Genomic DNA, 24,094 nt, shown 5'->3' with positions numbered 1-24,094 from the left:
ACAGTGGTCGGGGACATCCCAAATACAGCTCGCCGGCGTCAGAGCCGGCGTACCAACGAGGAGATCGGTTCGTGACGATCCGCGTAGGCATCAACGGCTTTGGCCGCATCGGTCGTAACTACTTCCGCGCGCTGCTGGAGCAGGGTGCGGACATCGAGATCGTGGCTGTCAACGACCTGGGTGACACCGCGACCACCGCCCACCTGCTGAAGTACGACACCATCCTCGGCCGCCTCAAGGCGGAGGTCTCGCACACCGAGGACACCATCACCGTCGACGGCAGGACCATCAAGGTCCTGTCCGAGCGCAACCCGGCCGACATCCCGTGGGGCGAGCTGGGCGTCGACATCGTGATCGAGTCGACCGGCATCTTCACGAAGAAGGCGGACGCCGAGAAGCACATCGCCGGTGGCGCGAAGAAGGTCCTCATCTCGGCCCCGGCCAAGGACGAGGACATCACCATCGTGATGGGCGTCAACCAGGACAAGTACGACCCGGCGAACCACCACGTCATCTCCAACGCCTCCTGCACCACCAACTGTGTGGCGCCGATGGCGAAGGTGCTCGACGAGAACTTCGGCATCGTCAAGGGTCTGATGACCACGGTGCACGCGTACACGAACGACCAGCGCATCCTGGACTTCCCGCACAAGGACCTGCGCCGCGCGCGTGCCGCCGCCGAGAACATCATCCCGACCACCACCGGTGCCGCCAAGGCCACCGCGCTGGTGCTGCCGCAGCTCAAGGGCAAGCTCGACGGCATCGCGATGCGCGTCCCGGTCCCGACCGGCTCGGCCACCGACCTGGTCGTGGAGCTCCAGCGCGAGGTCACCAAGGACGAGGTCAACGCCGCGTTCAAGAAGGCCGCCGACGGCGGCGACCTCAAGGGTTTCCTGTTCTACACCGAGGACGCGATCGTCTCCTCGGACATCGTCGGCGACCCGGCCTCCTGCACCTTCGACTCCTCCCTGACCATGGTCCAGGAGGGCAAGACGGTGAAGATCCTCGGCTGGTACGACAACGAGTGGGGCTACAGCAACCGCCTCGTCGACCTCACGGTCTTCGTGGGCGACCAGCTCTGATCACGGAGCGGGCAGCCTGATATGAGTGCAGGGCTCGGCCGGTGCGGCAACGCGCTGTCCGAGCCCTGACGCGCGTATCGGAACGGCCGCCCTCTTTCGATCACGAGCGATCACGAGCGAACACGTCGCTGAACACGTTGCTCTAGCCAGGGAGCCCCTATGAAGACGATCGACGAACTCCTCTCCGAAGGCGTCGCGGGCAAGCGGGTCTTCGTCCGCGCCGACCTCAACGTGCCGCTGGACGGCACCACCATCACCGACGACGGCCGTATCCGCGCCGTGCTGCCCACCGTCAAGGCCCTCGCCGAGGCGGGCGCCCGCGTGGTCGTCGCCTCCCACCTGGGCCGTCCCAAGGGCGCCCCGGACCCGGCCTTCTCGCTCGCCCCGGCCGCCGCGCGCCTCGGTGAGCTCCTCGGCGCCGACGTCGCGTTCGCGACCGACACCGTCGGCGAGTCCGCCGGCGCCACCGTCGCCGGCCTGGCCGACGGACAGGTCGCGGTCATCGAGAACCTGCGCTTCAACGCCGGTGAGACCAGCAAGGACGACGCCGAGCGCGGCGCCTTCGCCGACCGGCTCGCCGCCCTCGCCGACCTGTACGTCGGCGACGGCTTCGGCGCGGTGCACCGCAAGCACGCCTCGGTCTTCGACCTCCCGGCGCGGCTGCCGCACTACGCCGGCCACCTCATCGCCACCGAGGTCGGCGTCCTGAAGAAGCTCACCGACGACGTCCGGCGGCCCTACGTCGTCGCCCTCGGCGGCGCCAAGGTCTCCGACAAGCTCGCCGTCATCGACGAGCTGCTCGCCAAGGCCGACCGCATCCTCATCGGCGGCGGCATGGCGTACACCTTCCTCAAGGCCCAGGGCCACGAGATCGGCACGTCCCTGCTGCAGGAGGACCAGATCCCGGCCGTCCTGGAGTACCTGGAGCGCGCCGAGAAGAACGGCGTCGAGCTGGTGCTGCCGGTCGACACGCTGGTCGCGGCGGAGTTCCCCGACATGAAGACCAAGGCGCCGGCCGACCCCACCAACGTCGCCGCGGACGCCATCCCGGCCGGCCACATGGGCCTGGACATCGGTCCTCAGACCCGCAAGCTGTACGCCTCGAAGCTCGCCGACGCCGCCACCGTCTTCTGGAACGGCCCCATGGGCGTCTTCGAGCACCCCGATTACGCCGAGGGCACCAAGGCGGTCGCCCAGGCCCTCCTCGACTCCCCGGGCTTCACCGTGGTCGGCGGCGGCGACTCCGCCGCGGCCGTCCGCATCCTGGGCTTCGACGAGCAGGCATTCGGCCACATCTCGACCGGCGGCGGCGCCTCCCTCGAATACCTCGAGGGCAAGACGCTCCCCGGCCTCGCCGCACTGGAGGACTGACCTCAATGACCACCCGCACGCCGCTGATGGCGGGCAACTGGAAGATGAACCTCAACCACCTCGAGGCCATCGCCCACGTCCAGAAGCTCGCCTTCGCCCTCGCCGACAAGGACTACGAGGCGGTCGACGTCGCCGTCCTGCCGCCCTTCACCGACCTGCGCTCCGTGCAGACCCTGGTCGACGGCGACAAGCTGAAGATCACATACGGCGCCCAGGACATCTCGGCGCACGACGGCGGTGCCTACACCGGCGAGATCTCCGGCCCGATGCTGGCCAAGCTGAAGTGCACCTACGTCGCCGTCGGGCACTCGGAGCGGCGTCAGTACCACGCCGAGACCGACGACATCGTGAACGCCAAGGTGAAGGCCGCCTACAAGCACGGCATCACCCCCATCCTCTGCGTCGGCGAGGAACTGGAGGTCCGCGAGGCGGGCAACCACGTCGCCCACACCCTCGCCCAGGTCGAGGGCGGTCTGAAGGACCTCCCGGCCGAGCAGGCCGAGACGGTCGTGATCGCCTACGAGCCGGTGTGGGCCATCGGCACCGGCAAGGTCTGCGGCGCCGAGGACGCCCAGGAGGTCTGCGCCGCCATCCGCGGCAAGCTCGCCGAACTGTACGGCCAGGAGCTGGCCGACAAGGTCCGCATCCAGTACGGCGGCTCGGTCAAGTCCGGCAACGTCGCCGAGATCATGGCGCAGGCCGACATCGACGGCGCCCTGGTCGGCGGCGCCTCGCTGGACACCGACGAGTTCGTCAAGATCGTCCGTTTCCGCGACCAGTGAGTATGCGGTAACGGCGTTTCGTCGTACCCTTGCGGGGTCCAGCAGTGTGCTGGGCCCCGCGTCGTCCATCCGCATCCGAGGAAGTTGGTCCAGCCGTGGTTCTGGGGTTCTCCATCGCCCTGATCGTCTTCAGCCTGCTGCTGATGCTGCTGGTGCTGATGCACAAGGGGAAGGGCGGCGGCCTCTCCGACATGTTCGGTGGTGGCATGCAGTCCTCCGTCGGCGGCTCCTCGGTCGCCGAGCGCAACCTCGACCGGATCACCCTCGTGGTCGGTCTGCTCTGGTTCGCGTGCATTGTCGTGCTCGGCATCACCATGAAGGTGAACAACTGATCCGAGGGCGCATCGCACCCATTCCCCAGGCATTCCACACGTAAGGCCTCATGTTCGGTACGCGCAGCTGAGCGCGGCCTATCATGGGGCCTACGTCTGGATACGGGGGCGGTAATTCCCCACACTGGACGTGCGTTGGGCCTTACGTAGACTGAGGCGCTCGCAGCGAAGCGGCACGCCGACTCGTTTCGCGGCACCATCACGCAGGGAGTTACGACCGTGGCAAGTGGCAACGCGATCCGGGGAAGCCGGGTCGGGGCGGGCCCGATGGGCGAGGCCGAGCGCGGCGAGTCCGCGCCCCGGCTGCGCATCTCCTTCTGGTGCTCCAACGGGCACGAGACACAGCCGAGCTTCGCGAGCGACGCGCAGGTGCCCGATACCTGGGACTGCCCCCGCTGCGGATTCCCGGCCGGGCAGGACCGCGACAACCCGCCGGACCCGCCGCGCACCGAGCCCTACAAGACGCATCTCGCCTATGTGCGGGAGAGGCGCAGCGACGCGGACGGCGAGGCGATCCTCGCCGAGGCGCTCGCCAAACTGCGGGGCGAGATCTAGACCGGTCCGCTTCGGATTCCCTCAGTCTTCTTCTCCCGTCCTGTTCACCGCTGATCAATTAGGTTGGGCACAGCGGGGACACCCAAGGAAGAAGGCTGAAGTCCGAGATGAACGCAGACGGTCGTACCAGGCTCAACCAGATGCCCGAGTGGACCGCACTGGCCAAGCACCGCGAGGAGCTCGGCGAGGTGCGGCTGCGCGAGCTGTTCGCCGCCGACGCCGGCCGCGGCACCGGGTACACGCTCCGGGTCGGTGACCTGTACGTCGACTACTCCAAGCACCTGGTCACCGACGACACCCTGCGGCTGCTGCGGGAACTGGCCGTCGCCACCGACGTGTTCGGGCTGCGCGACGCCATGTTCCGCGGCGAGAAGATCAACACCACCGAGGACCGGGCCGTACTGCACACCGCGCTCCGGGCCGCCCGGGACGCGGCGGTCGAGGTCGACGGGGAGAACGTCGTCCCGGCCGTGCACGCCGTCCTGGACCGGATGGCCGACTTCGCCGGGCGGATCCGCTCCGGGGAGTGGACCGGTCACACCGGCAAGCGCATCCGCAACGTCGTCAACGTCGGCATCGGCGGCTCCGACCTGGGCCCCGCCATGGCGTACGAGGCGCTGCGCGCCTACACCGACCGCGACCTCACCGTCCGCTTCGTGTCCAACGTGGACGGCGCCGACCTGCACGAGGCGACCCGCGACCTGGACCCGGCCGAGACGCTGTTCATCATCGCGTCCAAGACCTTCACCACCATCGAGACGGTCACCAACGCCACCTCCGCGCGGACCTGGCTGCTGAACGCGCTGGGCGACCGGGCCGCCGTCGCCAAGCACTTCGTCGCCCTGTCCACCAACGCCGAGAAGGTCGCCGACTTCGGCATCGACACGGCGAACATGTTCGAGTTCTGGGACTGGGTCGGCGGTCGCTACTCCTACGACTCGGCGATCGGCCTGTCGCTGATGATCGCCATCGGCCCGGACCGCTTCCGGGAGATGCTCGACGGCTTCCGCCTCGTCGACGAGCACTTCCGCACCGCGCCCGCCGAGTCCAACGTCCCCCTGCTGCTGGGTCTGCTGGGCGTCTGGTACGGCAACTTCCACGACGCGCAGTCGCACGCGGTACTGCCGTACTCGCACTACCTGTCGAAGTTCACCGCCTACCTCCAGCAGCTCGACATGGAGTCCAACGGAAAGTACGTCGGCCGGGACGGGCGCGAGGTGGAGTGGCAGACGGGACCGGTGGTGTGGGGCACGCCGGGGACCAACGGGCAGCACGCCTACTACCAGTTGATCCACCAGGGTACGAAGCTGATCCCGGCGGACTTCATCGGCTTCGCCGAGCCCGTCGCCGAACTGGGCGACGAACTCAAGGCCCAGCACGACCTGTTGATGGCCAACTTCTTCGCCCAGACCCAGGCCCTCGCCTTCGGCAAGACCCCGGACGAGGTGCGCGGCGAGGGGGTGCCGGAGGAACTGGTCCCGCACAAGACGTTCAAGGGCGACCACCCCACGACCACGATCCTCGCGCGTGAGCTCACACCGTCCGTGCTCGGCCAGCTCGTCGCGCTCTACGAGCACAAGGTGTTCGTGCAGGGCGCGATCTGGAACATCGACTCCTTCGACCAGTGGGGCGTCGAACTCGGCAAGGTCCTCGCCAAGCGCGTCGAGCCAGCCCTCACCGGCACGTCGGCATCAGCCGCTGACGCGGCGGGCTCCGTGCCGGGCCTGGACGCCTCCACCCAGGCCCTCGTCGCCACCTACCGGGAGCTGCGCGGCCGGCAGTGAGCACGGTGCGGGGAAGCGGGCGGCCGGGCGCCGTCCGCTTCCCGTAGAATCCCCCGCGATCATCACGGCGAGCGCTCGGGGGAGCACGAGGTGGCACGTACACGCGGAAGCTGGACCGGCGGCACGCTCGGAGTCCGGACCTTCCTGAAGCCCCATCACGTCGCGGCGGCGGTGTTCCACCCCGCGTGGATCCCGCGGTCGCTCGACCCGTCCATCGAGCGGCTCAAGCGCTTCCGGGTCATCGCCGGAGCGGTCGCCTCCGTCGGCGTCTACACCGTCCTGGAGGGCGGCTTCGACGTCACCGAGCTGCTGGAGAACGCGCTGACCGCCTCGGCGGTGCTGCTGTTGCTCACCCCGCTGACGGTCGGCGTGATGCTCTTCGTCTGGCGGCGCACCGGCACCGTGCGCCAGCTGCGGGTGCCGCTGTTCAACTCCCTCAAGCTGCTCCTGCTGTTCATCGGCTGCGTGGTCGCGGTGGTGCTGCTGGTGCAGACGACGAACGGCTCGGGCAACATGCTCGTGATCATGGGCGTCGGCCTGACGATGATGTGGATGCTCGTTTTCGTGGCCTACGGAGCCCTGCGGGTCTCCGGCAACTTCTTCGGCACGGCCGCCGTGCACCGCTGTCTGCCGGCCCTGCTCGCCACGGTGACCAGCTGGCTGATGGCGGTCCCCGACCTCGTCACCGGTGATCTGCACGGGCTCAGCCTCACCATGGGCATCGTCTTCATCCTGGGCGCCCCGGTGACCGTCACGGCGATCGCCCTGGCGGAGACGGGCCGGCTGAAGCGGCACTACGGCATCCGGCTGGGCGTCCACCCGGCGAGTCTCCCGCCGGTCCCGGGCCCCACCCCGCCGATGCCGCCGACGGGACTGCCCCACGTACCGCCGCAGGGGAACCCCTACGGCGGTCCGCGGCCCCCGTACGCCCCCGGCGCGGGCGGGAACCCGTACGCCGGGCATCCGCAGCCGCCGCACGGCCCCTACGGCGGCTGAAGCCGCCGTGCGCCCCGGGCCCGCAGCCCTCGTACGTCCCCGGCGCGTCCGTCCGTACGCCGGGCATCCGCAGTCCCCGCACGGCCCCTACGGCGGCTGACGGCCTCGGCGCGGAGCGCTCAGGCCACCGCGCTCAGCGTGTCCGCGAGGCGGCGGCGGGCCGCTCGCGCCGCCGGGAGGGCGGCGAGGGCCGCGGCCCCCAGCACCGCCGCCGCGCCGAGCAGCACGAGGAGCGCGGGGGAGGGCAGCTGGGCGATCCCGGCGCCGATGCCGCTCGATCTCCCCTGGGCGTCGATCAGCCAGTGCGCCAGCGGCAGCCCCAGGGCCGTGGCGAGGAGTACGGCCGCCAGGGCCGTACCGGCCGTGGCGGTGACCGTGACGGCGGTGATCTGCCGGGGGGTCAGGCCGATGGCCTTGAGCGCCAGCAGATCGCGTTCGCCCTCACGGACCGTGCCGCCGATCGCCGTCAGCAGTTCGATCAGCCCGATCAGCGCGAGGACCACGATCAGTCCGAGGACCACCGCGCGCAGCGGGGACAGCCCGTCGGCCGGGTTGGTCACGGTGTGCACGTCCAGGTGGCCGCGGCCGGCCGCCGCCAGCCGCTCGGCGACCGCGGCCGGGTCCGCGCCGGAGTCCAGACGGAGTTGGTAGAGGGCCGGCCGCAGGTCGGGGTCGTTGGCGCGGAGGGTGTCCAGCGAGGTGGAGATGACCCGGCCGGCGTTCTCCGGTTCGATGCTGCGGCCGACGATGTGCAGGATCTGCGGCTGGTCGCCCACGGTCATCCGCACCCAGTCGCCGACCCCCACGTGCAGCAGGTCGAGCAGCCCCTGTCCGGCCACCGCCTCGTCCGGCCCGCGCGCGGCGCGCCCCTCGGCCAGTGTGAACGGGTACGGCTCCGCATGGGTGCCGAGGCCGCGCAGGGCGATGGTGGCGGTCTGGCCGGGGACCAGCGCGGCCACCTCCACACCCGGGTAGGCGGCGGCGACCCGCGGATCGCGCTCCAGCAGCGCGCGGGTCTCCCGGTCGCCCAGTGAGGCGTCCGCGCGGACACTGAGCGCCGTGGGCAGCCCCATCCGCTCCGGACTGCTGTGGAAGCGGTCGATGGTGGTCCACGCGCTCAGCGCCACCACGATCAGCAGCAGCGGCAGCGTCAGCCTGCCCACCGCGCCCAGCGAACGCGGCCGGCGCCGGTACGCCTTGTGCCAGCCCAGGACCAGCGCCGGCGGCACCCGCGCCCCCAGCGCCCGCCGTGCCACGCCGGTCAGCCGCGCGGCCGGGGGTGCCGCCGGGCGCGGCACCGGCACCGGCGGCACCCGCCCCGCCCGCCAGGCGGCCAGCCCGGTGGTCGCGCCGATGAACAGCACCGCCCCGACCGGTACGACGAACAGCGCCGCGGTGTGTCCGGGCAGTCCCTGCCACACGCCGACCGCGTCCCCGAGCCGTCCCGGCACCGCACTGCCCAGGGCCTCGGTGAGCACGGCGGCGGCCACGGCACCGAGCAGGGCGTAGAGGAGATGCTGGATCAGGAAGACGCGGACGACCTGGCCGGGCGTGAAGCCGATCGCCTTGAGGATCGAGATGTCCCGCAGATGCCCACGGATCCGGGTAGAGATCGCCCCGTGCACGGCGAACCCGGCGGCGACCAGCGCGCCCAGACCGAACAGGCCGAGCACCTGCCCGAGCAGCCGGTTGTCGCCCTGTGCCTCGGCACGCGCCTGCTGCCAGGTGGCCACCTCGCCGATCGCCCCGGCGCCCAGCTCGGTCACCGCCCGCTGTACGGCGTACCCGGTGTCGCCCGGGTCGGTCAGCCGCAGCCCGACCACCTGGCCGCCCGGGTCCGTCACCGCCGACGGCAGGGCCCACACCAGGCCGGACCGCTCACCCGGCCGGTAGCGCGGCTCGGCGCTGTCGGCGACGCCCACCACGGTCAGTTGCCGCGCGGTACCGGGCACGGTGAGCGTGTCGCCGGGGGCCGTCAGCAGCGCACGCGCGAGCCGGCTCTCCAGGACCACGCCGTCGGGGGTCGCCGGGTCCAGCCAGCGTCCGGAGGTGATCAGCGGGCGGCCCACCTCGGGCTTCCCGGAGGTGCCGCGCAGTTCCACCGAGGCCCGGCCGCCCCCCGAGGCGAGGGTGAGCGCGGCCGTGGGGTAGGGGCCGGCGACGGACTCCACGCCGTCCAGCCCGGCCAGTCTCCCCGCGTCGGCGGAGGCGGTGGTGTGCAGTGTGACGTGTGTGCCGTGGGCCTGGGTGAAGACGCGCTGCCAGGGGTTGGTGGCGTACCCGAACAGGGCCGCGGCCAGCAGCAGGGACGCGACGATGCCCGCGGTGGCGAGCACCAGGAACAGCGCCTCGCCGCGGTGCGTGCGCAGATCGGAGTGCGCCCAGCGCAGAGTGGCTCGCACCGGCCTCAGCCCCTCGCGGGTCGGTCGTGGAGGCGCATGTCAGTCCTTGAGCTCCAGCACGCCGGACGTCCCGGCCCGGCGCGGCGGTGTGCCGCCGTCGAGTGCGGCGTCGTCGGCGATCCGGCCGTCGAAGAAGCTGATCACCCGGTCCGCCGCGCTCGCCAGCCGGGCATCGTGCGTGACCAGCAGGATCGTCTGCCCGCGCGTGTGGAAGCGGGACAGCAGCCGCATCACCTCGCGGGTGCCCTTGCTGTCCAGGCTGCCCGCGGGCTCGTCGGCCAGCAGCAGCGGCGGATGGTTGACCAGCGCCCGGGCCAGCGCGACCCGCTGCTGCTCACCGCCGGACAGCTCGCCCGGCATGCTCCGCTCCTTGCCCTCGAGACCCAGCTCGGCGAGGAGTTCCTCCCGCCCGGCACGGGCCTTCCTCGGCGGCGCCCCGGCGAGCAGGGCGGGCAGCTCCACGTTGTCGGCGACCGACAGATCGGACACGAGGTTGAAGAACTGGAAGACGATCCCGATCCGCTTGCGGCGTTCCACCGCCCAGCGGGCCTCGCCGTAGCCGTCCGTGCACTCGCCGTCCAGCCAGATGCTGCCCGCGTCGGGCCGCTGGAGCCCGCCGAGCAGATGCAGCAGCGTCGACTTGCCCGCACCGGACGGGCCGGTGATCGCCACGAACTCGCCGCGCGTCACCCGCAGGTCGACGCCGCGCACGGCGTGCGCCGGGGCGCCCTCGCCATGGTGCGTCTTGACCAGGCCTTCGGCGCGCAGCACTTCAGCGGTGCGCTCGCTCACTGAAGCTCCTCCAGCTCCTCCTGGCACCGCTCCAGCCAGTCGAGGTCGGCCTGCAGATGCAGCATGGCGCCCTCGATCAGCAGGTGGGAGATGCGGTTGTCCCGGTCCTCGGCGGCGGCCAGCTTCGACATCTGCCGCATGGTGTTCAGGTACTGGCGCCGCTGTCGGTTGATCAGCGCGATCTGGTCGGCGAGACCGGTCTGCGGGGCCAGGGCCAGCTTCATGAAGAACTCGTCCCGCACCCGCGGCTCGTCCGCCGTCTCCTCGTACCAGGCGCGCAGCGCCTCCCGCCCGGCGTCGGTGAGGTGGTAGACCTTCTTGTTGGGCCGGCTCGACTGCTCGACGTCCTCGCCCTCGATCAGTCCCGATTTCTCAAGGCGGCCGAGGGTGACGTAGATCTGGCCGACGTTCGGCTGAGGGTACGCGGAGCCCAGCAGTTGCTCAAGGTCCTGCTTGAGCTCGTAACCGTGGGCCGGGCCACGGGCGAGCAGCGCCAGGAGGGGCAGCCGCACTCGCGCTCTCCTCCTCGCATCCTGGGTAATGTGCCGCAGGCCCTAGTATCGCTCATACCTAACGGGTATACATGGCCACTGACCCCGGACGATGATGCCCGGGTGCCGGTGTACAGGGAGGAACCTATGCGGTGGATCCATGCCGCGGGTAGGGGCCTCCTCGTCCTGGTCGTCGTCCTGACCGGTTACGTCGCCTCCGGGGCGGGGGCCGAGGAGGCCGGCGGGGACGGGCGCGGACCGCTCACCCTGGCCACCGCCGGTGACCTCACCGGCTACCTCGGCTCCGTGCTGGAGGGCTGGAACCGCACCCACCCCGGCGAGAAGGTCACCCTCGTCGAGCTGCCCGACTCCGCCGACGAGACCCGCGCGCAGATGATCACCGACCTGCGCGGCGGCGAGCGCGGCCGGTTCGACGTGCTCAACATCGACGTCAGCTGGACCTCGGAGTTCGCCGCCGCCGGCTGGATCCGCCCGCTGCCCCGGGGCCGCTTCCCGCTCGGCACCTTCCTGCCCCGGGTCGTGGACACGGCGACGTACGACGGGCGCCTGTACGCCGTCCCGTACGTCACCAACGCCGGGCTGCTCCTCTACCGCAAGGACGTCCTCGCCGAAGCGGGCGTCCCGCCGCCGCGCACCTGGGCCGATCTCGAACGGGCCGCGAAGACCCTCGCCCCGGAGCACGGCCTCGACGGCTACGCCGGCCAGTTCCTGCCCTACGAGGGCCTCACCGTCAACGCGGCCGAGGCCGTCTACTCGGCGGGCGGCACCATCCTCGGTGACGAGGGCGAACGCGTCACCGTCAACTCGCGGGCCGCCGCGGAGGGCATCGGCTTCCTCGCGCGCGGGATCCGCGAGGGCTGGATACCCCGCGAGGCTCTGGCGTACAAGGAGGAGGAGTCCAAGCAGGCCTTCCAGGACGGCCGGCTGCTCTTCCTGCGCAACTGGCCCTACGCCTACGTCGCCGCCTCCGCCCCCGGCTCGGAGGTCGCCGGCAAGGTCGGCGCCGTACCGCTGCCGGGGCCGGACGGTCCGGGCACGAGCGTCCTCGGCGGCTCCAACCTGGCCGTCGGCAGCCACGCCCGGCACCCCGACTCCGCCGCGCGTCTGATCGCGTACCTCACCAGCGAGCGCGTGCAGCGCCAGGTCCTCACCCGCGGCGCGCTGCCGCCCGTACGGGCCGGCCTGTACGACGATCCGGAACTGGTCCGGCGGTTCCCGTACCTGCCGACCCTGCGCGAGAGCGTGCTCGCCGCCGCTCCGCGCCCCAAGAGCCCGCACTACGACCAGGTGAGCCTGGTGGTGCAGGCGGTGGTGCACGACGCGATGACCGGGCGGCAGACGCCCGGGGCCGCGGTGCGCCGGCTGGCGGCCGAGCTGGCCGCCGTCTCCTCGCGATAGAACCCTTCCTAGTTACATGTTAGGTAACGCGGACGTCTCGAATGTGCCCGTTATCTCCACTCAAGTACCTGTATGCACTGATCAACTCCGCAGCAGCTTGCGTACGTTCATTGACACCCGCGCGACCTCGCTACCTAACATGCATGCATAACGAGCGCTTCTCACAGATGGGTCGATGGGGTGAACAGGCACCACTGGTGGCGTGACGCGGTGATCTATCAGGTGTACGTCCGCAGCTTTCTGGACAGCACCGGCGACGGCATCGGTGATCTCGCCGGGGTCAGGGCGGGGCTGCCGTACCTGAAGAAGCTCGGCGTGGACGGGATCTGGCTGAGCCCCTTCTACCCCTCGCCGCAGCACGACCACGGCTACGACGTGGCCGACTACACCGACGTCGACCCGGTCTTCGGCGACCTCGCCGAGTTCGACCTGCTGGTCGACGCCGCCCGGCGGCTCGGCGTCAAGGTGCTGCTGGACATCGTCCCCAACCACTGCTCCAGCGAGCACCCCTGGTTCCGCGCCGCCCTCGACGCGGCCCCGGGCAGCCCCGAGCGCGCCCGCTTCCACTTCGCCGACGGCCGGGGCCCCCACGGCGCCGAGCCGCCCAACAACTGGCACGCCATGTTCGGCGGCCCCGCCTGGACCCGGATCACCGAGCCGGACGGCCGCCCCGGCCAGTGGTACCTGCACATGTTCACGCCCGAGCAGCCCGACTGGAACTGGCGCGAACCCGAGGTCGCCGCCGAGTTCGACCGGATACTCCGCTTCTGGCTGGACCGGGGCGCCGACGGCTTCCGCGTCGACGTCGCCGCCGGCCTGTACAAGCACCCGGAGCTGCCCGACTCCCCGGACCCGGAGGCAGACGCCCGCACCCGCGACTCGGTCAACCCGCTCGCCTGGAACCAGCCCGAGGTGCACGAGGTGTGGCGGCACTGGCGCGCGGTGTGCGAGGAGTACACCGCCCGCGACGGCCGCGAACGCCTCCTGGTCGGCGAGGTCTCCGTCCCCACCGCCCGCGAACACGCCCGCTACGTCCGCGCGGACGAACTCCACCAGGCCTTCTTCTTCGACCTCCTCGGCGCCCCCTGGGACGCCGACGCCTTCCGCAAGGTCGTCTCCGAGGCCATGCAGGACATCGCCGGCACCGGCTCCACCGTCACCTGGGTCCTCAACAACCACGACCAGGTCCGCACCGTCACCCGCTACGGCGAACCCACCGGCGGCAGCGGCCTCGGCGCCGCCCGCGCCCGCGCCGCCGCCCTGCTGATGCTGGCGCTGCCCGGCGCCGCGTACATCTACCAGGGCGAGGAACTGTGCCTGCCCGAGGTCGTCGACCTGCCCGACGACGTGCTCACCGACCCGATCTTCCGCCGCACCGGCAGCCGCGCCCGCATACGCGACGGCTGCCGGGTACCGCTGCCCTGGTCCGGACAGGCCTCACCGTTCGGCTTCACCTCCGGCGCCGAGGGCGTACGGCCCTGGCTGCCGCAGCCCGAGTGGTTCGCCGAGCACGCCACCGACCGGGCGCTGGCCGACACCCGCTCCTCCTGGCACCTGTACCGCGACGGTCTGCAACTGCGCGCCGCACTGACCCAGTTGGGCGAGGGCACGCTCCACTGGCTGGACACCCAGCCCGGCGTCCTCGCCTTCACCCGCGGCGACGACCTCGTCTGCGCCGTCAACTTCGGCACCGCCCCCGTACCCGCCCCGGTCGCCGGCACCCCGCTGCTCGCCAGCGGCCCCTGCCCGCCCGGGGTGCTCCCCGGCTCCACCGCCGCCTGGTGGATCGACGGCTCCTGAACGTCCGACCGACACTCCTGAAGGGACATCGACGATGATGCGACGACGTACCACCCTGCTCACCGGATGCACCGCCCTCGTCCTCGCGCTCGGCGCGACCGCCTGCGGCAGCGGCGACCCCGTCACGGCCGGCGGCGGCGACAAGTCGCTCGACGGCCAGACCGTCACCGTGGCCGGCGTCTGGTCAGGCAGCGAGCAGAAGAACTTCCAGAAGGTGCTCGACGCCTTCACCGAGAAGACCGGCGCCAAGACCGCCTTCGTGTCCACCGGCGACAACGTCTCCACCGTCGTCGGCAGCAAGATCGAGGGCGGCAACGCCCCCGACGTCGTCATGGTCCCGCAGGTCGGTGTGCTCAAGCAGTTCGCCGAACAGGGCTGGCTCAAGCCGCTCGACAAGAAGGTGAAGTCCACCGTCGACGGCAACTTCGCCGAGGTGTGGCAGAACTACGGCAGCGTCGACGGCACCCTGTACGGCCTCTACTTCAAGGCCGCCCACAAGTCGACCGTCTGGTACAGCCCCGAGGCCCTCGAACAGGCCGGCGTCACCCCGCCGAAGACGTACGACGCCATGCTGGAGAACGGGCGGACCGTCTCCGACTCCGGCCTCGCCGCCTTCTCGGTGGCCGGACAGGACGGCTGGACGCTCACCGACTGGTTCGAGAACGTCTACCTCTCCCAGGCCGGACCCGAGAAGTACGACGCCCTCGCCGCGCACGAGATCAAGTGGACCGACCCGACCGTGGTCGAGGCGCTCACCACCCTCGGCAAGCTCTTCAAGGACGAGCAGCTCGTCGCGGGCGGCCGGAAGAAGGCCCTCAACACCGACTTCCCCGGCTCCGTGGAGAAGGTCTTCGGACCCGAGGCCGAGGCCGCCATGGTCTACGAGGGCGACTTCGTCGCCGGTGTCGCCAAGGACCAGTTCGGCAAGAACATCGGCACCGACGCGAACTTCTTCCCGTTCCCGCCGGTCGGCGACGGCAAGGCCCCCGTGGTCAGCGGCGGCGACGCGGCCGTCGTCCTCAAGGACGGCAAGAACAGCGAGGCCGGCATGGCGCTCCTGGAGTACCTCGCCACCCCGGAGGCCGCCGCCGTATGGGCCGAGGCGGGCGGCTTCCTCTCCCCGAACAAGAAACTCGACCTCTCCTCCTACGGCGACGACGTCACCCGCGCCACCGCCGAGTCCCTGATCGAAGCCGGTGACTCGGTCCGCTTCGACATGTCCGACCAGGCCCCGGCGGCCTTCGGCGGCACCAAGGGCACCGGCGAGTGGAAGATCCTCCAGGACTTCCTGCGCGACCCGGCCGACCCGGAGAAGACCGCCGCCGAGCTCGAGGGCGCCGCGGCCAAGGCGTACGGGAACTGACGGCCGTGACCGCCACACTGGTGAAAGAGGCGAGCCCTCCGGCGCCGGCGCACCCCGACGGCGCGCACGGACGGCGCCTGCGCCGGCGGGGGCGCGTCGTCGCCCTGCTGTTCGCGCTCCCCGCGCTGCTCCTGCTGGGTGCCCTGGTCGTGTACCCGGTGCTGTTCTCCGTCGGCCGCAGCTTCTTCGACGCCTCCGGCACCGCGTTCGTGGGCGGCGAGAACTACGCCGAGATGTTCCGTGACCCGACCACCCTCAAGGCCGTCCGGAACACCGCGATCTGGGTCGTCGTGGCACCGACGCTGCTGACCGGGCTCGGGCTGATCCTGGCCGTGCTGGTCGAGAAGGTCCGCTGGGCCACCGCCTTCAAGCTGCTGCTGTTCATGCCGATGGCGGTGTCCTTCCTCGCCGCCGGCATCATCTTCCGGCTCGCCTACGACGACGACCCGGACAAGGGCGTGCTCAACGCGGCCGTCGTGTCCGTCCACGACGCCTTCGAGGGGAGCTCCGCCTACCCGACCGCCCGTGCGCGTGACGGTGAGGGGCTGACCAAGGCGGCGGACGGGTCGTACGTCACCGGCGCGGACGTCTCGCCCGGAGGGACGACGGCGGTGCTGGGCCTGGTCGGGGTGGCTCCCAAGGACCTGCCGGGGGAGACCGAACCCGCCTCCGCCGCGGGGAAGGCCGGTTCCGACGAGGTGCGCGGTGTGGTGTACCTCGACTTCACGCCCGGTGGGGGAGGGGAGCCGGGGGTGGTCGACCGGGAGGAGAGCGGACTGCCCGGAGTCACGGTCGAAGCGGTGCGTGCGGGGGAGACGGTCGCCAGTACGACCACCGCCGCCGACGGCTCGTTCCGTTTCGCCGGGCTGGACAGCGGCTCGTACGCCCTGAAGCTGCCTTCGTCCAATTTCGCGGCACCCTACGACGGCGTCTCCTGGCTCGGCCCGGCGCTCGTCACCCCGGCGATCATCGGGGCGTACCTGTGGATCTGGACCGGGTTCGCGATGGTGCTGATCGGGGCTGGGCTGTCCACCCTGCCCCGGGACGCGCTGGAGGCGGCGCGGATGGACGGCGCGAACGAGTGGCAGATCTTCCGGCGGATCACCGTTCCGCTGCTCGCGCCCGTGCTCACCGTCGTCTTCGTGACGCTGGTGATCAACGTGATGAAGGTCTTCGACCTCGTCTACATCATCGCGCCCGGGCCCGTGCAGGAGGACGCGACCGTGCTCGCGACACAGATGTGGCTGGTGTCGTTCGGCGGCGGCAACAACCAGGGGATGGGCAGTGCGCTGGGTGTGCTGCTGCTGCTCCTGGTCATTCCGGCCATGGTGTTCAACGTCCGTCGTTTTCGGAGGAGTCAGCGATGAACGCGGTTCGGCGTGTGCTGGGCAACGCGGTGGTGCAGGCGTTCCTGGTGGTGATCGGGCTGGTGTGGATGACTCCGCTGGCCGGGTTGTTCCTGTCCTCGCTGCGGTCCGCCGAGGAGACGGCCGAGGGGGGCTGGTGGACCGTGTTCAGCAGTCCTGGGCAGTTGTCCTTCGACAACTACTCGGCGCTGCTGGGGAATTCGGGGATCACGCAGGCGTTCTGGAACACCGTGCTGATTTCGGTGCCGACCACTGTGCTGGTCGTGGTTGTCGCCGCGCTGGCCGGATACGCCTTCGCGTGGCTGGACTTTCCGGGGCGGGAGCCGGTGTTCCTCGTCGTGGTCGCGTTGTTGGTGGTGCCCGTGCAGATCGGGTTGCTGCCGGTGGCCAAACTCTTCGGGCAGCTGGGGCTGTTCGGGACGATCCCCGGCGTCGTGCTGTTCCATGTGGCGTACGGGCTGCCGTTCGCGGTGTTCCTGCTGCGGAACTACTTCGCCGAGATGCCGAAGGAGATGCTGGAGGCCGCCCGGATGGACGGGGGGAGCGAGTGGCGGATCTTCACCCGGCTGGTGCTGCCGGTGGGACGGCCGGCGATCGCCAGCCTCGCGATCTTCCAGTTCTTGTGGGTGTGGAACGACATGCTGGTGGCGTTGTTGTTCGCGGACAGTTCTTCGCAGCCGCTGACGGTGCAACTGCAGTCGCAGATTCGGCAGTTCGGCAGCAATATCGATGTGCTGGCGCCGGGGGCGTTCCTGTCACTGGTGGTGCCGGTTGTCGTGTTCTTCGCCTTCCAGCGGCACTTCGTGCAGGGGGTCATGGCGGGGTCCGTGAAGTAGGGGGTGGGGCGGGAGGGTCTTTCGCCCCCGCCGCCCCTTCCCTTCCCTGGGAGCTGTGCCCCCAGACCCCCCTTCGACCCTGAACGGGCCTTGCCCTCGGACGCCGGACGGGCTGGTTCAGGCCGACGCTTGTGGATACAGCTCTCGTGGCAGCTGTGAGGCCGCCGCCTTGTCCAGGAGCCACAGCGTGCGGGTGCGGCCGTATGCGCCCGCTGCCGGGGACTGGATCTCTCCCGCGCCCGAGAGGGCTATCTCCGCGGCCTCCGCCTTGTCCTCACCGGCTGCCAGGAGCCAGACCTCCCGGGCCGCGCGGATCGCCGGGAGGGTCAGGGTGACTCGGGTCGGTGGGGGTTTGGGGGCGCCGTGGACGCCCACCACCGTGCGTTCCGTCTCCCGGACCGCCGGGAGTTCCGGGAAGAGGGACGCCACGTGCGTGTCCGGGCCGACACCCAGCATCAGGACGTCGAAGGTGGGAACCGGGCCGTGGTTCGACGGGTCCGCGGCGGCGGCCAGTTCCTCGGCGTAGGCCGCCGCCGCCGCGTCCACGTCCGTGCCGTGCGGGCCGTCCGACGCGGGCATGGCGTGCACGCGCTTCGGGTCCAGCGGCACCGCGTCGAGCAGCGCCTCACGGGCCTGGGTGACATTGCGCTCCGGGTCGCCCTCCGGCAGGAACCGCTCGTCGCCCCACCACAGGTCGAGGCGGGCCCAGTCGATCGCGTCCCGCGCCGGGGCCGCGGCCAGCGCGGCCAGCAGGCCGTTGCCGTTGCGGCCGCCGGTCAGGACCACGGACGCCGAACCCCGCGAGGCCTGCGCGTCCACGATCTTCGTGATCAGCCGGGCCGACGCGGCCTGCGCCATCAGCTCCTTGTCCCGGTGCACGACCAGCTGCGGTGCCGTACTCACTTCGCCGCCGCCTTCTTCACCGGGGCCTGCGCCGCCGCCTGGGCCGCGGGAGCTTTCGCAGCCGACTCGACGGGAGCGGGGAGCGCTTCCCGTTCTCCTTTGGCCGGTGCGTCAGCCCCCTTCGGCGACTTCAGGCGCTCCACGCCGTAGCGCAGCGCCGACGCGTACGTGTCGTCCGGGTCCAGACGGCGCAGCTCCTCCGCGATCAGCTCCGCCGTGTCGCGGCGCTTCAGCGCCACCGCACGTTTCGGCTGGCCCTGGATGGACAGCGTCGCCAGCGAACCGTCGGCGCGGTCCAGCACGATCGGCCCGCAGTCGGTGTCCATACGGACCGCCGTGAGCCCCGGGCCGCCGGACCGCGAGCGCTTGACGGGGACGTCCAGCCGGTCCGCGAGCCACATCGCCAGCAGCTCGCAGCTCGGGTTGGACTCCTCGCCCTCCACCTCCACGCTCTGTACCTCGCACGCGACCTGGTCCAGCGCCGCGGCCAGCATCGAACGCCAGGGCGTGATGCGGGTCCACGACAGGTCCGTGTCGCCGGGGGTGTAGGCGTCGGCGCGGGCGGCGAGCTCCTCCACCGGCTTCTCGCAGGCGTAGGTGTCGGTCACCCTGCGCTGGCCCAGCGCGCCCAGCGGGTCCTGCGCCGGGTCCAGCGGGGCGTTGACCGGCCACCACACCACCACCGGGGCGTCCGGCAGCAGCAGCGGCAGCACCACCGACTGGGCGTGGTCGGCGACCTCGCCGTAGAGGCGGAGCACGACGGTCTCGCCGGTACCGGCGTCCGCGCCGACCCGCACCTCGGCGTCGAGGCGGGACTGGGTGCGGTCCCGGGGCGAGCGGGAGACGCGCTTGATGACGACCAGCGTGCGCGAAGGGTGCTCGTGCGAGGCGTCGCCGGCCGACTTCAGCGCGTCGTAGGCGTTCTCCTCGTCCGTGACGATGACCAGCGTGAGCACCATGCCGACGGCCGGTGTGCCGATGGCGCGGCGGCCCTGCACCAGCGCCTTGTTGATCTTGCTGGCCGTGGTGTCCGTGAGGTCTGTCTTCATGGCCGGCGCCAGCTCCGTCCGTCTCGCTCGAGCATTTCGTCCGCCTCGACGGGTCCCCACGTTCCGGCCGGGTACTGGGCCGGCTTGCCGTTGTTGTCCCAGTACACCTCGATCGGGTCGAGGATCTTCCAGGACAGCTCGACCTCCTCCGTGCGCGGGAAGAGGTTGGAGTCGCCCAGGAGAACGTCCAGGATGAGCCGCTCATACGCCTCCGGGCTGGACTCGGTGAACGACTCGCCGTAGGCGAAGTCCATCGACACGTCCCGGATCTCCATCGACGTGCCCGGCACCTTGGAACCGAACCGGACCGTGACGCCCTCGTCCGGCTGGACGCGGATGACGATCGCGTTGGAGCCCAGCTCCTCGGTGGCCGTGGAGTCGAAGGGGGAGTGCGGCGCCCGCTGGAAGACCACCGCGATCTCGGTGACCCGGCGGCCGAGCCGCTTGCCGGTGCGCAGGTAGAAGGGGACGCCCGCCCAGCGGCGGTTGTCGATGCCCAGCCGGATCGCGGCGTAGGTGTCGGTCTTCGAGGAGGCGTCGATGCCGTCCTCCTCCAGATACCCGACCGCCTTCGCGCCGCCCTGCCAGCCGGCCGCGTACTGCCCGCGCACGGTGTCCCGGCCCAGGTCCTTCGGCAGCCGTACGGCACCGAGCACCTTGGTCTTCTCCGCCGCCAGCGCGTCCGCGTCGAAGGAGGCCGGCTCCTCCATGGCGGTCAGCGCGAGAAGCTGCAGGAGATGGTTCTGGATGACGTCACGGGCGGCGCCGATGCCGTCGTAGTAGCCGGCCCGGCCTCCGATGCCGATGTCCTCGGCCATGGTGATCTGGACGTGGTCGACGAAGGACCGGTTCCATATCGGCTCGAACATCGTGTTGGCGAAACGCAGTGCCAGGATGTTCTGGACCGTCTCCTTGCCCAGGTAGTGGTCGATGCGGAAGACCTGGTCCGGGGCGAAGACCTCGTGGACGATCGCGTTGAGCTCCTCGGCCGACTTCAGGTCGTGCCCGAACGGCTTCTCGATCACCGCGCGACGCCAGGAGCCGCCGGACTGGTCGGCCAGCCCGTGCTTCTTCAGCTGCTGGATGACCACCGGGAAGGAACGCGGCGGCACCGACAGGTAGAAGGCGAAGTTGCCGCCCGTGCCCTGCGCCTTGTCCAGCTCCTCGATCGTGGAGCGCAGCCGCTCGAACGACTCGTCGTCGTCGAAGGTGCCCTGCACGAAGCGCATGCCCTGGATGAGCTGCTGCCAGACCTCCTCGCGGAAAGGGGTGCGGGCGTGCTCCTTGACCGCGTCGTGGACCTCCTGGGCGAAGTCCTCGTTCGCCCACTCGCGGCGGGCGAACCCCACCAGCGAGAAGCCCGGCGGCAGCAGGCCCCGGTTGGCGAGGTCGTACACGGCCGGCATCAGCTTCTTGCGGGACAGGTCGCCCGTCACGCCGAAGATGACCAGGCCCGACGGCCCCGCGATACGCGGGAGCCGTCGGTCCGCAGGGTCACGCAGCGGGTTGCTGCTCGACAAGGTTTCAGCCCTCCGACGGGGCGAGGCGCTGAAGCTCCGCCTCGGTCGACTTCAGCAGGTCGTTCCAGGAGCCTTCGAACTTGTCGACGCCCTCGTCCTCCAGAAGCTGCACCACGTCGTCGTACGCGATGCCGAGCGCCTCGACCGCGTCCAGGTCGGCGCGGGCCTGCTCGTAGGTGCCGGCGATGGCGTCGCCCCGGATCTCGCCCTGCTCCTCGGTGGCGGCCAGCGTCGCCTCCGGCATGGTGTTCACCGTGTTCGGCGCCACCAGCTCGTCGACGTACATCGTGGCCTTGTACGCCTTGTCCTTCACACCGGTCGACGCCCACAGCGGACGCTGCTTGTTGGCGCCCTCGCGCTCCAGCGCGCTCCAGCGGTCGGTGGAGAAGACCTCCTCGTACGCCTGGTAGGCCAGGCGCGCGTTGGCGATGGCGGCCTTGCCGCGCAGCGCCTTGGCCTCGTCGGTGCCGAGCGCGTCGATCCGCTTGTCGATCTCGGTGTCCACCCGGGACACGAAGAAGGACGCCACGGAGTGGATCTTCGACAGGTCCAGGCCGCGCTCCTTGGCCTTCTCCAGGCCGGTCAGGAACGCGTCCATGACCTTGCGGTAGCGCTCCAGGGAGAAGATCAGCGTCACGTTGACGCTGATGCCCAGACCGATGGTCTCGGCGATCGCAGGGATACCGGCCTCGGTCGCCGGGATCTTGATCAGCGTGTTGGGCCGGTCCACCAGCCACGCCAGCTGCTTGGCCTCGGCGACCGTCGCCCTGGTGTTGTGCGCCAGACGCGGGTCGACCTCGATCGAGACCCGGCCGTCACGGCCGTCGGTGGCGTCGAAGACCGGGCGCAGGATGTCGGCGGCGTCGCGGACGTCCGCCGTGGTGATCATGCGGATGGCCTCTTCGACGGTGACCTTGCGGGCGGCCAGGTCGGTCAGCTGCGTGTCGTAGCCGTCGCCCTCGGAGATCGCCTTCTGGAAGATCGTCGGGTTGGTGGTGACGCCCACGACGTGCTGTTGGTCCATCAGCTCGGCGAGGTTGCCGGACGTGATCCGCTTGCGCGACAGGTCGTCCAGCCAGATCGCGACGCCCTCCTCGGAGAGGCGCTTCAGTGCGTCTGTCATGGAAATTCCATCTCCTACGTGTCGTATGTGAGCGTCAGCGCTGGGCTGCGGCGATCGATTCCCGGGCCTGCGCGGCCACGTTCTCGGCCGTGAAGCCGAACTCCTCGAACAGCACCTTGCCGTCGGCGGAGGCACCGAAGTGCTCCAGGGAGACGATCCGGCCGGCGTCCCCGACGTACTTGTGCCAGGTGAGACCGATGCCCGCTTCGACGGCCACGCGTGCCTTGACGGCCGGCGGCAGGACGCTGTCCCGGTACCCCTGGTCCTGCTCCTCGAACCACTCCACGGACGGCATGGACACCACACGCGTGGGCACACCGTCGGCCTGCAGCCGCTCGCGCGCCCCGACGGCGACGTGCACCTCGGAACCGGTCGCGATCAGCACGACCTGGGGCTCACCGCCCTCGGCGTCGAACAGCACGTAGCCGCCCTTCGCCGCGTCCTCGTTCGGCTCGTACGTCGGCACGCCCTGGCGGGTCAGCGCCAGACCGTGCGGGGCGCCCTTGCCGAACTCCTTCGTCCAGCGGGTGAGGATCTCCCGCCAGGCGATCGCGGTCTCGTTCGCGTCCGCCGGGCGGACCACGTTGAGGCCGGGGATGGCGCGCAGCGCGGCCAGGTGCTCGACCGGCTGGTGCGTCGGGCCGTCCTCGCCCAGACCGATGGAGTCGTGCGTCCACACGTACGTCACCGGCAGGTGCATCAGCGCCGACAGGCGCACCGCGTTGCGCATGTAGTCGGAGAACACCAGGAAGGTGCCGCCGTAGATACGCGTGTTGCCGTGCAGCGCGATGCCGTTCATCTCCGCGGCCATGGCGTGCTCACGGATGCCGAAGTGGATCGTGCGCCCGTACGGGTCCGCCTCGGGCAGCGGGTTGCCGGCCGGGAGGAACGAGGACGTCTTGTCGATCGTGGTGTTGTTGGAGCCCGCCAGGTCGGCCGAGCCGCCCCACAGCTCCGGGATCACCGCGCCGAGCGCCTGGAGCACCTTGCCGGACGCGGCACGGGTGGCCACGCCCTTGCCCGGCTCGAAGACCGGGATGGCGTCCTGCCAGCCCTTGGGCAGCTCACCGGCGGCGATCCGGTCGTAGTCGGCGGCGCGCTCGGGGTTGTTGTCCCGCCACTGCTGGAAGGACTTCTCCCACACCGCGCGGGCCGCCCGGCCCCGCTCCAGCGCCTTGCGGGTGTGGCCGATGACCTCGTCGGTGACCTCGAAGCTCTGCTCCGGGTCGAAGCCGAGGACGCGCTTGGTGGCCGCGACCTCGTCGTCGCCGAGCGCCGAGCCGTGCGCGGCCTCGGTGTTCTGCGCGTTCGGCGCCGGCCAGGCGATGATCGAGCGCATCGCGATGAACGACGGCCGGTCGGTGACCTTCCTGGCCTCCTGGATCGCGTCGTAGAGCGCGTTCGGGTCCAGGTCGCCGTCGGGCTTCGGGGCGACGCGCTGGACGTGCCAGCCGTACGCCTCGTACCGCTTGACGGTGTCCTCCGAGACGGCCGTCTCGGTGTCGCCCTCGATCGAGATGTGGTTGTCGTCCCACAGCAGGACCAGGTTGCCCAGCTTCTGGTGGCCCGCGAGGGAGGACGCCTCGGCGGAGATGCCCTCCTGGAGGCAGCCGTCACCGGCGATGCAGTAGACGAAGTGGTCGAAGGGCGACTCGCCCTCGGCGGCCTCCGGGTCGAACAGACCGCGCTCGTAGCGCGCGGCCATCGCCATGCCGACGGCGTTGGCGACACCCTGGCCCAGCGGGCCGGTCGTGGTCTCCACGCCCGTGGTGTGCCCGTACTCCGGGTGGCCCGGCGTCTTCGAGCCCCAGGTGCGGAACGCCTTCAGGTCGTCCAGCTCCAGGCCGAAACCGGCCAGGTACAGCTGGGTGTAGAGGGTCAGGGACGAGTGGCCGGCGGACAGTACGAAACGGTCGCGCCCGACCCAGTCGGCGTCCGCCGGGTCGTGCCGCATCACCTTCTGGAAGAGGGTGTAGGCGGCAGGTGCCAGGCTCATCGCCGTACCCGGATGGCCGTTACCGACCTTCTGTACGGCATCGGCGGCCAGGACGCGGGCGGTGTCGACGGCCCGCTGGTCCTGCTCGGTCCACTCGAGGTCTGTGGTGGTCGGCTTGGTGCTCACCCTGA

20 protein-coding genes are annotated in these 24,094 nt (G+C 70.8%); 12 read left to right on the top strand and 8 right to left on the bottom strand.

Translation table 11 applies throughout. The features are described 5' to 3' along the window. Window positions 1-71 precede the first annotated feature (71 nt). The 7 genes from gap (at window position 72) to ACH4VX_RS07865 (ending at window position 6,902) form a co-directional block, all read left to right on the top strand. Window positions 72-1,082, top strand: coding sequence for a type I glyceraldehyde-3-phosphate dehydrogenase (gap, locus tag ACH4VX_RS07895; RefSeq protein ID WP_398366484.1), 1,011 nt, complete (start codon window positions 72-74; stop codon window positions 1,080-1,082). Window positions 1,083-1,241: 159 nt separating this feature from the next. Beyond that, a complete protein-coding gene (locus ACH4VX_RS07890) occupies window positions 1,242-2,453 on the top strand; it encodes a phosphoglycerate kinase (RefSeq protein WP_398366483.1) in 1,212 nt (403 codons plus the stop codon). Window positions 2,454-2,458: 5 nt separating this feature from the next. Next, a complete protein-coding gene (gene tpiA, locus ACH4VX_RS07885; protein WP_398366482.1) occupies window positions 2,459-3,235 on the top strand; it encodes a triose-phosphate isomerase in 777 nt (258 codons plus the stop codon). 95 nt (window positions 3,236-3,330) lie between these two features. After that, entirely contained in the window at window positions 3,331-3,567 is a 237-nt protein-coding gene (secG, locus tag ACH4VX_RS07880) for a preprotein translocase subunit SecG (RefSeq protein ID WP_398366481.1), read from the top strand. Between the two features lie 219 nt (window positions 3,568-3,786). After that, window positions 3,787-4,122 (top strand): RNA polymerase-binding protein RbpA, encoded by a 336-nt coding sequence (locus tag ACH4VX_RS07875; RefSeq protein ID WP_003957010.1) that lies wholly within the window; start codon window positions 3,787-3,789, stop codon window positions 4,120-4,122. Window positions 4,123-4,229: 107 nt separating this feature from the next. Then, window positions 4,230-5,906 carry a glucose-6-phosphate isomerase gene (pgi, locus tag ACH4VX_RS07870; protein ID WP_398366480.1) on the top strand — a complete coding sequence of 559 codons (1,677 nt, stop codon included), beginning with the start codon at window positions 4,230-4,232 and terminating at the stop codon, window positions 5,904-5,906. Between the two features lie 90 nt (window positions 5,907-5,996). Next, complete coding sequence (locus tag ACH4VX_RS07865; RefSeq protein ID WP_398366479.1) at window positions 5,997-6,902, top strand: hypothetical protein; 906 nt, start codon at window positions 5,997-5,999, stop codon at window positions 6,900-6,902. Window positions 6,903-7,021: 119 nt separating this feature from the next. Here ACH4VX_RS07865 and ACH4VX_RS07860 read toward each other — a convergent pair whose 3' ends face one another. The 3 genes from ACH4VX_RS07860 to ACH4VX_RS07850 are packed head-to-tail and all read right to left on the bottom strand — an operon-like array spanning window position 7,022 to window position 10,608. Further along, a complete protein-coding gene (locus ACH4VX_RS07860) occupies window positions 7,022-9,304 on the bottom strand; it encodes an FtsX-like permease family protein (RefSeq protein WP_398366478.1) in 2,283 nt (760 codons plus the stop codon). Between the two features lie 39 nt (window positions 9,305-9,343). Beyond that, window positions 9,344-10,096 (bottom strand): ABC transporter ATP-binding protein, encoded by a 753-nt coding sequence (locus ACH4VX_RS07855; protein WP_398366477.1) that lies wholly within the window; start codon window positions 10,094-10,096, stop codon window positions 9,344-9,346. Continuing rightward, complete coding sequence (locus ACH4VX_RS07850; protein WP_398366476.1) at window positions 10,093-10,608, bottom strand: PadR family transcriptional regulator; 516 nt, start codon at window positions 10,606-10,608, stop codon at window positions 10,093-10,095. The genes ACH4VX_RS07855 and ACH4VX_RS07850 overlap by 4 nt, the downstream gene beginning before the upstream one ends. A 126-nt stretch (window positions 10,609-10,734) precedes the next feature. On the opposite strand from ACH4VX_RS07850, the gene ACH4VX_RS07845 reads away from it, so the two are divergent. The 5 genes from ACH4VX_RS07845 (at window position 10,735) to ACH4VX_RS07825 (ending at window position 17,372) form a co-directional block, all read left to right on the top strand. After that, window positions 10,735-12,006: an ABC transporter substrate-binding protein gene (locus ACH4VX_RS07845; protein ID WP_398366475.1), complete on the top strand. Its 1,272-nt coding sequence runs from the start codon at window positions 10,735-10,737 to the stop codon at window positions 12,004-12,006. Window positions 12,007-12,186: 180 nt separating this feature from the next. Then, a complete protein-coding gene (locus ACH4VX_RS07840) occupies window positions 12,187-13,806 on the top strand; it encodes a glycoside hydrolase family 13 protein (protein WP_398366474.1) in 1,620 nt (539 codons plus the stop codon). A 34-nt stretch (window positions 13,807-13,840) separates the two neighbouring features. Then, complete coding sequence (locus tag ACH4VX_RS07835) at window positions 13,841-15,169, top strand: ABC transporter substrate-binding protein (protein ID WP_398366473.1); 1,329 nt, start codon at window positions 13,841-13,843, stop codon at window positions 15,167-15,169. Between the two features lie 5 nt (window positions 15,170-15,174). Then, window positions 15,175-16,536: an ABC transporter permease subunit gene (locus tag ACH4VX_RS07830; RefSeq protein ID WP_398366472.1), complete on the top strand. Its 1,362-nt coding sequence runs from the start codon at window positions 15,175-15,177 to the stop codon at window positions 16,534-16,536. After that, window positions 16,533-17,372 carry a carbohydrate ABC transporter permease gene (locus ACH4VX_RS07825; protein WP_398366471.1) on the top strand — a complete coding sequence of 280 codons (840 nt, stop codon included), beginning with the start codon at window positions 16,533-16,535 and terminating at the stop codon, window positions 17,370-17,372. Before ACH4VX_RS07830 ends, ACH4VX_RS07825 begins: the two co-directional genes overlap by 4 nt. A gap of 117 nt (window positions 17,373-17,489) precedes the next feature. Here the strand turns inward: ACH4VX_RS07825 and pgl are convergent, their stop codons facing one another. The 5 genes from pgl to tkt are packed head-to-tail and all read right to left on the bottom strand — an operon-like array spanning window position 17,490 to window position 24,089. Beyond that, window positions 17,490-18,275: a 6-phosphogluconolactonase gene (gene pgl, locus ACH4VX_RS07820; protein ID WP_398366470.1), complete on the bottom strand. Its 786-nt coding sequence runs from the start codon at window positions 18,273-18,275 to the stop codon at window positions 17,490-17,492. Then, window positions 18,272-19,324, bottom strand: a complete 1,053-nt coding sequence (gene opcA, locus ACH4VX_RS07815) for a glucose-6-phosphate dehydrogenase assembly protein OpcA (protein ID WP_398366469.1) — start codon at window positions 19,322-19,324, stop codon at window positions 18,272-18,274. Before opcA ends, pgl begins: the two co-directional genes overlap by 4 nt. After that, window positions 19,321-20,844 carry a glucose-6-phosphate dehydrogenase gene (zwf, locus tag ACH4VX_RS07810; RefSeq protein WP_398366468.1) on the bottom strand — a complete coding sequence of 508 codons (1,524 nt, stop codon included), beginning with the start codon at window positions 20,842-20,844 and terminating at the stop codon, window positions 19,321-19,323. The genes opcA and zwf overlap by 4 nt, the downstream gene beginning before the upstream one ends. Before the next feature lie 4 nt (window positions 20,845-20,848). Continuing rightward, window positions 20,849-21,967 carry a transaldolase gene (tal, locus tag ACH4VX_RS07805; protein ID WP_398366467.1) on the bottom strand — a complete coding sequence of 373 codons (1,119 nt, stop codon included), beginning with the start codon at window positions 21,965-21,967 and terminating at the stop codon, window positions 20,849-20,851. 34 nt (window positions 21,968-22,001) lie between these two features. Next, window positions 22,002-24,089: a transketolase gene (tkt, locus tag ACH4VX_RS07800; protein ID WP_398366466.1), complete on the bottom strand. Its 2,088-nt coding sequence runs from the start codon at window positions 24,087-24,089 to the stop codon at window positions 22,002-22,004. Between the last annotated feature and the right edge of the window lie 5 nt (window positions 24,090-24,094).

Source organism: Streptomyces sp. NPDC020731, assembly GCF_044334705.1.
Lineage (GTDB): Bacteria > Actinomycetota > Actinomycetes > Streptomycetales > Streptomycetaceae > Streptomyces.
Note: the sequence above shows the minus strand (reverse complement) of the source record. Positions and strands in the feature narration are given on the sequence as shown.

Coding starts and splice junctions, on each gene's coding strand:
- ACH4VX_RS07835 (WP_398366473.1), top strand. CDS start 13,841: ATGATGCGACGACGTACCACCCTGCTCACCGGATGCACCGCCCTCGTC.
- ACH4VX_RS07825 (WP_398366471.1), top strand. CDS start 16,533: ATGAACGCGGTTCGGCGTGTGCTGGGCAACGCGGTGGTGCAGGCGTTC.
- ACH4VX_RS07890 (WP_398366483.1), top strand. CDS start 1,242: ATGAAGACGATCGACGAACTCCTCTCCGAAGGCGTCGCGGGCAAGCGG.
- opcA (WP_398366469.1), bottom strand. CDS start 19,324: ATGAAGACAGACCTCACGGACACCACGGCCAGCAAGATCAACAAGGCG.
- ACH4VX_RS07845 (WP_398366475.1), top strand. CDS start 10,735: ATGCGGTGGATCCATGCCGCGGGTAGGGGCCTCCTCGTCCTGGTCGTC.
- pgi (WP_398366480.1), top strand. CDS start 4,230: ATGAACGCAGACGGTCGTACCAGGCTCAACCAGATGCCCGAGTGGACC.
- tpiA (WP_398366482.1), top strand. CDS start 2,459: ATGACCACCCGCACGCCGCTGATGGCGGGCAACTGGAAGATGAACCTC.
- tal (WP_398366467.1), bottom strand. CDS start 21,967: ATGACAGACGCACTGAAGCGCCTCTCCGAGGAGGGCGTCGCGATCTGG.